Source organism: Peribacillus sp. NPDC096622, assembly GCF_044762665.1.
Classification (GTDB): Bacteria; Bacillota; Bacilli; order Bacillales; family DSM-1321; genus Peribacillus; species Peribacillus frigoritolerans_B.
The window spans coordinates 1-10,748 of sequence record NZ_JBIWES010000041.1; the positions used below are offsets into that span (position 1 = coordinate 1).

Here is a 10,748-nt window from a genome sequence, read left to right on the forward strand (position 1 = left end):
TTTTTAGCTGGCCAGCTCAGGACACATTCATCTTATCAAGAGGTCTTTTTTCGTTCAAACCTCATTTTCAGTTATTACAGGAATGCTGCCCCGATGGTTCCATAAGAAAAAGCTGCCTTTAAAGACAGCTCCGATCTTCAGCTAAAGCACCCGTTACCTGAAGAAGAATATTGTATAAAACTATCACATTGCACTTCCCAACATGATCATGCCAATAAATCCATATACAACGGTAACTCCCAAACCATACAAAAATAAGTTATCTTTTTTAAATAGTCTGATCAGTTCAAAGAAAGAAATGACAATCCGTAAAACCAGCAACAGTGCAAAGATAGATAAAAATGACATCCCGATAGTCATTGGAATCTCTGTCACTAACCTCATACCATCTGACTCATCATTTGAGATTACCCCAATCCCCATTCCAATATAAATCCACAAAAATGACCTCAATATCAATGTAAAGAATAAAATGTAGTAACGATGAACATTAGGTGCTAAAGAAGAATCCACAGACGTCATCCATTTTATAGAATACTTGATACATAACCTACACGAAATAATAGGATGTAACCACGCAAAAATAAAATCTGTTTCATCGTCCTTAACATAAGAATTCTTTCCAAATGTCATTTTAATTATATTTGATTCGTTTTTCTTCTTTTTCTTCCTTTTCATCTTCAACAACCAATCCAATAGTCATAGTATAAATCGATATTCTTCAATCAAAATTATATCATAAACAAGAGTAAAACTTTTTCTGTGTTAAAGAGACATTTATGTATAAAACAACATTAAATCACTTGCTTCCTTATTCAACTATCCTGCCTCTCGTTAGTTCCGTAAGAAAAAGAGCTGCCACAGCAACCCTGTTATAATGTAAGCACCTTTTATCTTAGTATATTAATATTTATTGCTTGTCATCAGGTTCTTCCGTGTTGTCCATTGTTTTTTGATTTTCACTAATATGATTGGCTATATATAAAAGTAAACCAAAACTGCCGCCAACAAGTACCCCGAAACCTGAACCGACAGCTACCAACTCCAAGGCGTAAAAAACAATCACACCGAGAAGAACATATGAAAAAACTGTATCAATCTTAATCAAATCCAACCTTCTCCTTTACTGCAATATAAATTCAAAAGTGTTCTACTGTATTAAATGACCTGAAAGGAATCTAACCAAGCAAAGGTGAATGGAATGGAGAGATAATAACTATTTATTAAGCACCCTAAATCATTAGATACTTTATGACTCTTTTCTTAATAAGAATTGACAAAAACAGTCCGATTACCGGTAATAGAATAACCGCTATCTGTATCGTTATATTAAAAAAATTGTGCATTCCCCAAGGACTAACATTCAACATCCCCTTACTATGGATGAACAAAAAGTTCCTGATAAGATCCAAATTAAAATGGTAATTACATTTCTCATCTTTATCTCCCTTTAAATTTGAGTCCATATCTTCTAGTAAAACTCTAACACATAATTACATAAATATGGTTTGATCACCTCAATTATCCTGTCCCTTCATCTCCACAAAAAAAAGGCTGCCGCAGCAACCTTCCTTATTGAGGCACAATGTCATTCATTCATTTTTCCATTGCCATATTAACGGATTCAATGGCATGTATTACAGCTGTATCAAATAATGGCACTTCTGAATCCTCTGGTTTTACTAGTAATCCAATTTCTGTGCAGCCTAATATTATTCCTTCCGCTCCATCATCCACTAACCCCTTGATTACCTTTTTGTAATGATCCCTTGATGATTGTTGAATTTCCCCTAAACATAATTCTTCATAAATTACTTTATTGATGACTTTTCTATCCTCATCATTTGGTAGCAGGACCTCGATACCATTAGATTCAATTCGTGTTCTATAAAAGTCTTGCTCCATCGTATATTTAGTGCCCAGTAAACCAACCGTACTGATTTTGGACTTTTGAATTTGTTTTGCCGTTGAATCAGCAATGTGTAAAATCGGTAAACTGACTTTTTCTTCAATATATCCAATCACTTTATGCATCGTATTTGTACAAATTACAATCATTTCGGCACCTGCCTTTTCCAAAGACAGAGCTGCATCGCCTAATAATTTGCCGGAACTTTCCCAATCCCCTTCAGCTTGGTAGCGTTCGATTTCTTCAAAATCCACGCTATATAAAATGCACTTGGCTGAATGCAATCCTCCCAATTTGGCTTTTACTTCTTCGTTGATGATCCGATAATATTCTAATGATGACTCCCAGCTCATACCGCCAATAAGCCCAATAGTTTTCATGAACATTCCCCTTTTCATTTGAAAATAGCTTACTTATCAGTCGAAAAACTCCATATGTGTTTTTTCTTGTTTGTAGTAATCTATTCTATTTTGTAAAGTACCTGTATGAAACTCAAACTTATGGCCATCTGGATCAGTGAAATAAATGGACTTCTTATCTTTTTCATCTCTTGGACGTCCTGACAGGATGTTTACATTCAATCCGATTAGTTTCTCATACATGTTCATAAAGTCGGCTTCTTCTATGGAAAATGCTATATGTGTGTATGATTGGCTTATTTCATTACGGGGAATATCTTTTTCTACATTCAGGGCAACCCACATTCCATTCAAATCAAAATAGGCTGTGGTTCTTCCCTTTACTAATAATTTTGCATCAAAAACTTTTTGATAAAATTCTATGGAACTCTCTAAATCGGAAACTGAAAATAAAAAGTGATTCAAACCTTTTATAGACACTCTACCACCTCATATTAAGATTGCCTTTTATTCGCCATTAGACGCTTATAGAGAGGATACCCGAACATGTAATATCCGGAAAATGACAGCAGGATTAAGGATAAACCAGTCATTGTGAGGATAGTGTATCTATACCAATCGCCAAAGAAGGTTCCATCATGCAGAGTAATGAGGAAAGTCGAGTAATCTGGATTTGTAGATAACACTTTTCCCGTACTTACATCCATTTGAACACCTTGACCGTTATTAAAGCGAACCTGGTACACATTTGCACCTGGTCTATATTCGATTCTAAATATATCTTCAACCGAGTCCGCACCTGGAAGATCCTGAGACACAGCAATGGATACGACCTTCTCCATTGGTATCGCTTGATCCGGGCTCGCCTCTTTCCCCGTCCGTAACTCATCAGCCACTCCGAGTGGTATCATATAAACAAGCACGAGGCCCGTGACTGCGATGAACATAAAAAAAATGGATAAAATCAATCCTGTCCATTTATGTACTTTTCGGCTTAATTGATACAGCTTTACAGATTTCGACAATGTTCCATCACATCCCTTGACTATTAAATAAATTTTTCTTCATGACCACCCTATCTTCATTTACAACATAATCATTTTTCAGATAAAATGCTTCTGCAAGCCCGTCATTAGCCGTTAATAAATATAGACTTTTAATCTCTCTATTCTGCAGTTCAGCTTCTAAAGATCGAAGCATTTTTGAGCCATGCCCTTTGCCTTGCATTTCATTATTCACACAAAGCTCTGCCAAATAATACGTTAAACCTTGATAAGACACCTTACTATTTCCAGCAACAAAACCAACAGGATTGTGATCAACATGAAATAAAAAGCCAAGAAATTTAGGCGTATGCAATAAGTCGGAAAGTCTCTCTTTAGCCGTTTCATATGTCCATCTTTCATTCCATGGTTCACGATTAAAAACGTTCATGTAAAGTTCGATACATAGCTCCAAATTCCCCGATGTCAGTGGTATCATTTCTGTCATATTCATGCTCCTTTCTATTTTCATTAAAATTTTGTATATTAATCCAAATTATATCTTATCCTCGTTGAACTAACCTGTTCCTATAGGACCATAAAAGAAGAGCTGCCTAAGAAGAAGAAATTCACCGAAACTACCAATCAATCATGAAGGGGCATACAATGAGCAGATTAGATAAATATGAGGTCCTAAAAAGAAATATTACAAAGAACAGGTATTGTAAGTGCTATTCTAGGCATCATTAGCAATGAATAATAAACGCTTTAGCTAGTCCTGCCTTAGCGGATTCTATAAAAAAGGTCGACCGAATTTTCTGGTCGACCTTAGTTCATTGATAACTGTTTCATGAATAAAACTCGATCTTGATTATGTCCGTCATAGTCAGAGTGGACTGAAACACCATCAATGAATTTATCTCCCGCTTCCATTTCAAATCCCATCTTAGTATGATAGGCAATTGAAGATTTGTTGACCGGAGACGTTACACAACGGACAACATTGCGTCCATATTGATTAACGACCTTAAAAAATCGATTATATAAATGTTTTCCGATATCATTTTTTCTGTATTCAGGATGCACTCCGACAAAGTGAATATATGCCTCATCAGATTGAGATTGAGATAGGATCCCTATTAAGAAACCGACTATTTTCCCTTCCTTTTCGGCTATGAAAATTGTATTTGTAAAATGATCAAAGAATAATTTCGGTAACATATCAGACATTTGCCTTCCGCCCCACCACTCATTGATCAGCGGCGATATGGCATAGTAATCTGACCCTTTCACTGAACGAATTTCCATCCTTCTCCCCCTTTAATCATTAAGGTCATTTTCACGTTATTCATGCTAAAATAACATAACCCGTTAGTTCATTAACTTTTCATACGATAAAATTACAATTCCACATATTACTGAAACTCCTAAAAATGATAATACATAAAAATGATTGGGCGTATCACTCACAAACTCTACATCATTTTGAAGGTTTTCTACCATTCCCCATGCATTCTCAATATCCGGTTTATAGTTTTTTGTTTTTATATAACCGACTAACATCATAACGACTACATAGATTGCATGAATCGAAATTGAACCTATCATTGCTTGAAGAATCACTTTCATATTGCCCCTCCTTTTTTTACTCATTTTACCATATCATTGCATAAGAAAAGGAGCTGCTCATCAGCTCCTGGTAATGAAGTAAAGCCCCTGTTAGTTGATTAAATTATGTAAAACACCTACGAATATACATACTGTGATCAAAACCGGCCAGCCTACTTTTTTTGTTACAGATTTCTGAAGGAAATTGATTTTAGAAAAAACCTATGGATCAATAAAATAAAGCCGCCTATACGGCAGCTCACTCTTCAATCAATAGTGATATAAAACTGCACTTAAGTATATGCTCCACCTTCGCGCTACCATCACTGATATATTAGTAATAACAATCAGATTAATAGTTTAATGATTTAAGAACTTCTCTTAAATTCCCTTTTAAAAAATGTGCGTAACTTTTAATTTTATAGTAGATAAAGTATCATTGTTAAGACTAAATATTCTTACTTTTCATGCTATTCCCTACGACCCTTAACATGCATAGGTAATGAGACATTCCCCATAAAAATAAATAGGAGTGACTAAAGTGAAAGCACAAATTATTCAATCTTTTGGCGATCCATCCGTATTTAAGCTTGAAGAGGTTTCAAAACCCGAATTAAAACCTGGACATGCACTTATTCAAGTCAGGGCTTCAAGTGTAAATCCTATTGATACGAAGGTCCGTGCTGGTGCAGTTCCAGCCGTTGCCCCCGAGTTTCCAGCCGTTTTACATGGTGATGTTGCAGGCTTGGTATCTGCAGTGGGTGAAGGAGTGACTGAGTTTAAAGTTGGCGATGAAGTGTTTGGATGTGCGGGCGGTTTTAAAGGGACTGGCGGTGCACTTGCAGAGTTCATGCTTGCAGATGTTGATTTACTTGCTCACAAGCCGAAAAATTTGACGATGGAAGAAGCCGCTGCTTTACCACTAGTTGCCATTACTGCATGGGAAGCATTATTTAATCGGGCAAATCTAGTCCCTGGACAAAATATACTGATCCATGCAGCAACCGGCGGTGTAGGCCATATTGCCATTCAGCTAGCCAAATGGAGAGGCGCGACAGTCCATGCAACTGCCTCTTCGCAAGAGAAGCTGGAGATTGGCACGCGCCTTGGTGCAGACGTAACGATCAATTATCGAGAAGAAAGCGTACACGACTATGTACAAAAATATACAGACGGAAAAGGATTTGACGTTGTGTTTGACACGGTAGGTGGAGAAAACCTTGATCGCTCTTTTGAAGCGGCTGCGGTACATGGCACGGTAGCAGCCATTGCTGCCCGTTCGACTCATGACCTCTCCCCAGTGCATTCAAAGGGACTTTCTCTACATGTTACATTTATGTTGTTGAAGATATTAAATAAGGACATGCATAAGCAATATGGAGAAATTTTGAAGAAGGTTGCCAGGGTGGTGGAGGAAGGTAAGCTGCGCCCGCTTGTGGATCCAAACATGTTCACGTTTGATGAAGTCTCAAAAGCCCATGAGTACATGGAGTCAGGCAAGGCGATAGGAAAAATTGTTTTGAAAAATAATTGGTAATCAATATGCAATTTAACAACCTTATGTTCATTTAAAAATAGACGGTACAGTGAAAATCTCTATAGATTCTCGCTGTACCGTCTGCTTTTATTTTTAATTGCCGTAAAACTCGAATAGGGCAATTACCTCCGCTTGTTCTTCATTCAAAAAGCATATTTTTCACTTCAAGAAAAATTCATTTAGCTCCATAAAAACTTTACTTTCACTGGTTGATAATCCCGCCACTGATGTTGACTTCAAAAATAATTGCAGAAAATAAATACCAGGTACAATTTGGTTTAAATGATTGTTAAAAGGGAGAAAAGGAATAAAAGGTGAGGTGATAAAATGATTTATCTGGAAATAGCAATAAAGCTGGTGATTGGGCTGGTTGGACTCCTGGCCTTGACAAGACTTCTTGGAAAAAAAGAAATGTCTCAAGTTACCCCTTTTGATTTTATTTACGCTTTAGTATTAGGCGGCATTCTAGAAGAAGGCATCTACGATGAAAAAGTGTCGATTTGGCAGATTCTATTTGCAATTTGCCTTTGGGGAATTTCCGTTTATATCATAGAGGTTTGCGCTCAAAAAAGTGATCGCATGAAAAAATTGCTCAAAGGACATCCTTCTTTGATTATTCGTAATGGCGAATTGGACATAAAACAAATGAAAAAAAATCATCTGGATATTGAACAGGTTCGAACCATGCTACGGAAACAGGGTGTGTTTACTCTCCGGGAAGTGCGTGATTTATATCTTGAGCCTGGCGGGGACATCAGTGTAAAGCTTCATACCAAGACAGGAAGCGTCACACCAGAAATGCTTGGCCTTAATCCTGGGGATGAAGCCCCTTCTATCCTAGTAATTGAGGAAGGCAAAATAAAAGAGGAAGAGCTTCGATCCGTGAAAAAATCAAAAGAATGGCTTCTGGAAGGGCTTCAGAAAAGAAATTATAAAACAATTGAGGATATCCTATATGGAGAATGGTCAGAAACAGATGGATTCTATATACAGCCATATCCCCAAAAAAATTCTAATATACCATAAAAAACTTAAGAGATTTTATTTTTGCTCTGCTTAATTATAGACGGTACAGTGAAAATCCCTAAAGATTCTCGCTGTACCGTCTTTAAAAGCCGTAAAACACCAATAGGACATAGTAATAGGAATTGGCAACTTTAAGATAATTTGAAACCACTAATATTCTTTATATAAAGCAAAAAATAACTAGCTATTGTAACTCCCAATGCTAAGTTTTTATCCCAGTAAGCATCTGCTAAAGGAGTCCCATATTCTTCATCAATTTCTACTAATAAAGACCTTATGCGTTCGCACTCATTACAGCTGCTCAATAGATTGCCATAGTAGTAGACTTCTAAAGGATAAAAAAATCCTCTTTCATTTTCTAATCGAAAAGAGGATTTATTAAAATTCCAGGGCAAATCGGAGACTACTTTTTCTGTTTTGAATGCTTTTTAAGATTGCCATTGAACTTTACTAACGGTGACCATTTCCCCTCAAATTCTCTCGAAGGACTTCTTACGGACCATGAAGTGGCTCTCCTCAAGTCCATCCGAACTGTTCCCTGTACCTGAACTTCCTGCCCATTTAATTCCATAAAGAAAGAACTGCCTTAAAAGGCAGTTCCGATTTTAAGCTAACGCAGCTGTTAGTGAAGGAAGACTTTATTTATCAACTTTCACTAACGTTTTCCCTGATCAATCTCTAAAAAAGACTTCAAGATGACTATTCACACCCCATCCTCATGACTTTCAAGCGGGCGAGAATATCAGGTCCTTGCTACTTGTATCATTGCTTTTCCCCATTCTTCTGATGTAATGATGCTGCTTAACGTATCATCAGAATGTTGGTGGCACCTGCCGAATGCTTGACTGTTCTGTTTGAGCTTTCCATTCTCCCTGACGGAACTCTTTTTCCCACTTCGAAACCACAATACAAGCGAGAACATGTCCAGGAGTATTACAAGCAGTACGTGCCATATCCAGCACACGGTCAATTCCTGCAATAATTGCAACGCCTTCTGCAGGAAGTCCTACAGCTGAGGCGGTAGCTAAAAGGACAACTAGCGAACCGGATGGAACAGCGGCAATTCCTTTTGAGGTTGCAACAAGAACCCCCATTACAATCAACTGTTGGCCAAAGTCCATCGGGATGCCATATGCTTGTGCCAAGAAAATAGAGCAAACTGAAAGGTACAATGTCGAACCATCACAATTCAGTGATAGCCCAGAAGGAATAACGAATGAAACTACGCGTTTCGAACAACCGTATGCTTCCATTCGTTCCATTAACTGAGGCAGAATGGTTTCCGTACTTGTTGTAGAAAAAGCGATAAGGAACAAATCCCATACCATTCGAAACACTTTAAAGTAAGAAATCTTCAATATCCAACCAATTATTGGGAATAAAACAAAAATAACTATAGCAAGCCCTAGATACACAACCCCAATCAACTTTGTCATAGGGATTAAAAGGGCAATGCCATACTGACCTACAGAGGCTGCCATGAGAGCGAGTACACCAATCGGTGCCGTTACCATGACCATTTGTGTCAGTTTAAACATGATATTTGCAACTGATTCCATAAACTTCATTGCCGGTTCTGACTTTTTACCAATTGCTCCAGCAGCTGCACCAAATAAAATAGCGAAGAATATAACAGCTAATAAATCACTTTTTGCCATCGCATCAACAATGTTGCTTGGAATGATATTAACAAGCATCGTTTTAAAATCGACCACTTTGGTAACGCTTTCATTTAATTGTGTGATATCCTTTTGAGCAAGGTGGGATAAATTAAGCCCGGCACCGGGCTTTAAAATGTTAACAAGTATAAGACCTAAACCTAGGATCAGAGTGGTAATAAATTCAAACCAAATAATTGTTTTAAGTCCTAATGAACCCATTTTTTTCATGTTTCCGTCGCCCGATGACCCAATGACGATAGTGGTGAAAACAATAGGCACAACAATCATTTTAATAAGATGAATAAAAGCGTCTCCAATTGGCCTTAAGGATTGGCCAATTACAGGAAAAAAATGTCCGATAAGTGCTCCAATAAACAGTGCTATTAATACTTGAAAAGCAAAAAACTTTTTCATATGTTGCCCTCCCTGAACGAAAAATTAATAGCCTCATCACACAATATGTCAATAATTAGATCATTCCATTCTCATTTGACTATGAAATGAGAAAGAAGAAATGGCCTTTAAAAATTGATTCTATATTTCTATAGACACCCCCCATTTTATAATATTTGTAATTATACCAAAAATTGTATCGTTTTTTTGCGATTCAGTAAAATACTGAATTACTATAAAGTTATAAGAATTAATTATTAATCCCGTTTACATCTTTTATGTTCCTTAATCAGCTAACGCACCCGTTATTTTTGGTGACCCACAATGGTACATTTCCATTGCAGAATGAGAACAATATCTTAAACATGTATAACCCCGTCCTAAAATTAGGACAGGGTTAACATAAAGCTGTTTAATTGTTGATTAAAGCACTTCACCCAACTTAAAACAAACTAATAAAGTCTTTTAGAACTAGGTTACATCTATTTCTACATAAAGTTACTGCTGCAAAATCTGAATAAGGTTGCTGCATGTATCGCCGAAGACAGCTATTGTGACTACGCCCATTTTTGTCGGCTCCATTGTAAACTTCACACCGTTTTCCAATAATCGTTCGTACTCTTTATGAATATCTGCAACGCCAAACATTGTTGTCGGGATGCCCTCGGCAAATATCTTCTATTGATACTCCTGTGCGGCAGGATGCTCATTCGGTTCGAGTAAAAGCTCGGTACCGTCATGAGCTTCGGGAGAAACAAGCGTGATCCACCTGAATTTCCCCATTGGAACGTCTTGTTTTTTTACAAATCCCAGCTGTTCTGAATAAATATGGTAACAATGATTTTCATAATGTTTGGCCTCCTTTGATATTTGTGACGCATGGTGCTGTGCTAACAATCTGGCTGCAAGCAAAACGGACCCACACATTTTGTCAGAAGTCTTGTTCCGATTTTATAAAATTACTCTATCCATCCCTTAAGCAAATTTTCAAGTGGTTCGTTGTTGAATATAACTACTCGATACTTTCCCTTTCGTTTTGATTTTACGAGCCCGGCATCTTACCAGTCGTCATTATCTAGTTTACCTTCCCGTCCAACATATATTTCTAATAGCCAGTTATTCGTTTCAATCACACCCCAAATGTTTATCTATATACATACTTTATCATTCCTTATTAAACTAACCTCCCTCAATTAACTAAACACAATCTCACGATTGCTCTAGAATTCACCGGATTTCATAGTCATATCATTAACCATTATCATTGTAAGC

At 37.1% G+C, this 10,748-nt stretch carries 11 protein-coding genes and 2 pseudogenes; 2 read left to right on the plus strand and 11 right to left on the minus strand.

Translation table 11 applies throughout. The features are described from left to right. Positions 1–183 precede the first annotated feature (183 nt). The 8 genes from ACIQYG_RS26310 to ACIQYG_RS26345 form a co-directional block, all read right to left on the minus strand. A complete protein-coding gene (locus ACIQYG_RS26310) occupies positions 184–678 on the minus strand; it encodes a hypothetical protein (protein ID WP_402844377.1) in 495 nt (164 codons plus the stop codon). 232 nt (positions 679–910) lie between these two features. Beyond that, on the minus strand, positions 911–1,108 hold the full coding sequence (locus ACIQYG_RS26315; RefSeq protein ID WP_402844379.1) for a hypothetical protein: 198 nt from the start codon (positions 1,106–1,108) through the stop codon (positions 911–913). Between the two features lie 488 nt (positions 1,109–1,596). After that, complete coding sequence (locus ACIQYG_RS26320) at positions 1,597–2,289, minus strand: aspartate/glutamate racemase family protein (protein ID WP_402844382.1); 693 nt, start codon at positions 2,287–2,289, stop codon at positions 1,597–1,599. A gap of 36 nt (positions 2,290–2,325) precedes the next feature. After that, positions 2,326–2,748 (minus strand): FosM family fosfomycin resistance protein, encoded by a 423-nt coding sequence (gene fosM, locus ACIQYG_RS26325; protein ID WP_402844384.1) that lies wholly within the window; start codon positions 2,746–2,748, stop codon positions 2,326–2,328. Between the two features lie 14 nt (positions 2,749–2,762). Next, a complete protein-coding gene (locus ACIQYG_RS26330; RefSeq protein WP_402844386.1) occupies positions 2,763–3,293 on the minus strand; it encodes a PepSY domain-containing protein in 531 nt (176 codons plus the stop codon). 7 nt (positions 3,294–3,300) lie between these two features. Continuing rightward, a complete protein-coding gene (locus tag ACIQYG_RS26335) occupies positions 3,301–3,759 on the minus strand; it encodes a GNAT family N-acetyltransferase (protein ID WP_402844389.1) in 459 nt (152 codons plus the stop codon). 320 nt (positions 3,760–4,079) lie between these two features. Continuing rightward, entirely contained in the window at positions 4,080–4,559 is a 480-nt protein-coding gene (locus ACIQYG_RS26340) for a GNAT family N-acetyltransferase (protein ID WP_402844392.1), read from the minus strand. Between the two features lie 63 nt (positions 4,560–4,622). Further along, on the minus strand, positions 4,623–4,880 hold the full coding sequence (locus ACIQYG_RS26345; RefSeq protein ID WP_402844395.1) for a hypothetical protein: 258 nt from the start codon (positions 4,878–4,880) through the stop codon (positions 4,623–4,625). Positions 4,881–5,400: 520 nt separating this feature from the next. On the opposite strand from ACIQYG_RS26345, the gene ACIQYG_RS26350 reads away from it, so the two are divergent. Both ACIQYG_RS26350 and ACIQYG_RS26355 read left to right on the plus strand, forming a co-directional pair. Beyond that, positions 5,401–6,396 (plus strand): zinc-dependent alcohol dehydrogenase family protein, encoded by a 996-nt coding sequence (locus tag ACIQYG_RS26350; protein ID WP_402844397.1) that lies wholly within the window; start codon positions 5,401–5,403, stop codon positions 6,394–6,396. 327 nt (positions 6,397–6,723) lie between these two features. Then, positions 6,724–7,422: a DUF421 domain-containing protein gene (locus ACIQYG_RS26355; RefSeq protein ID WP_402844400.1), complete on the plus strand. Its 699-nt coding sequence runs from the start codon at positions 6,724–6,726 to the stop codon at positions 7,420–7,422. A gap of 812 nt (positions 7,423–8,234) precedes the next feature. On the opposite strand, the gene ACIQYG_RS26360 is transcribed toward ACIQYG_RS26355, so the two are convergent. The 3 genes and pseudogenes from ACIQYG_RS26360 to ACIQYG_RS26370 form a co-directional block, all read right to left on the minus strand. Then, positions 8,235–9,497 carry a dicarboxylate/amino acid:cation symporter gene (locus tag ACIQYG_RS26360; RefSeq protein ID WP_402844403.1) on the minus strand — a complete coding sequence of 421 codons (1,263 nt, stop codon included), beginning with the start codon at positions 9,495–9,497 and terminating at the stop codon, positions 8,235–8,237. A 477-nt stretch (positions 9,498–9,974) separates the two neighbouring features. Further along, positions 9,975–10,259, minus strand: a pseudogene (locus ACIQYG_RS26365) (VOC family protein). A 176-nt stretch (positions 10,260–10,435) separates the two neighbouring features. After that, a pseudogene (locus ACIQYG_RS26370) lies at positions 10,436–10,534 on the minus strand (transcriptional regulator); the annotation flags it as partial. Between the last annotated feature and the right edge of the window lie 214 nt (positions 10,535–10,748).

Bases quoted from the DNA above. Each gene is read 5' to 3' on its own strand.
- ACIQYG_RS26345 (WP_402844395.1), bottom strand. From the start codon at position 4,880: ATGAAAGTGATTCTTCAAGCAATGATAGGTTCAATTTCGATTCATGCA.
- ACIQYG_RS26360 (WP_402844403.1), bottom strand. From the start codon at position 9,497: ATGAAAAAGTTTTTTGCTTTTCAAGTATTAATAGCACTGTTTATTGGA.
- ACIQYG_RS26340 (WP_402844392.1), bottom strand. From the start codon at position 4,559: ATGGAAATTCGTTCAGTGAAAGGGTCAGATTACTATGCCATATCGCCG.
- ACIQYG_RS26335 (WP_402844389.1), bottom strand. From the start codon at position 3,759: ATGACAGAAATGATACCACTGACATCGGGGAATTTGGAGCTATGTATC.
- ACIQYG_RS26310 (WP_402844377.1), bottom strand. From the start codon at position 678: ATGAAAAGGAAGAAAAAGAAGAAAAACGAATCAAATATAATTAAAATG.
- ACIQYG_RS26355 (WP_402844400.1), top strand. From the start codon at position 6,724: ATGATTTATCTGGAAATAGCAATAAAGCTGGTGATTGGGCTGGTTGGA.
- ACIQYG_RS26320 (WP_402844382.1), bottom strand. From the start codon at position 2,289: ATGAAAACTATTGGGCTTATTGGCGGTATGAGCTGGGAGTCATCATTA.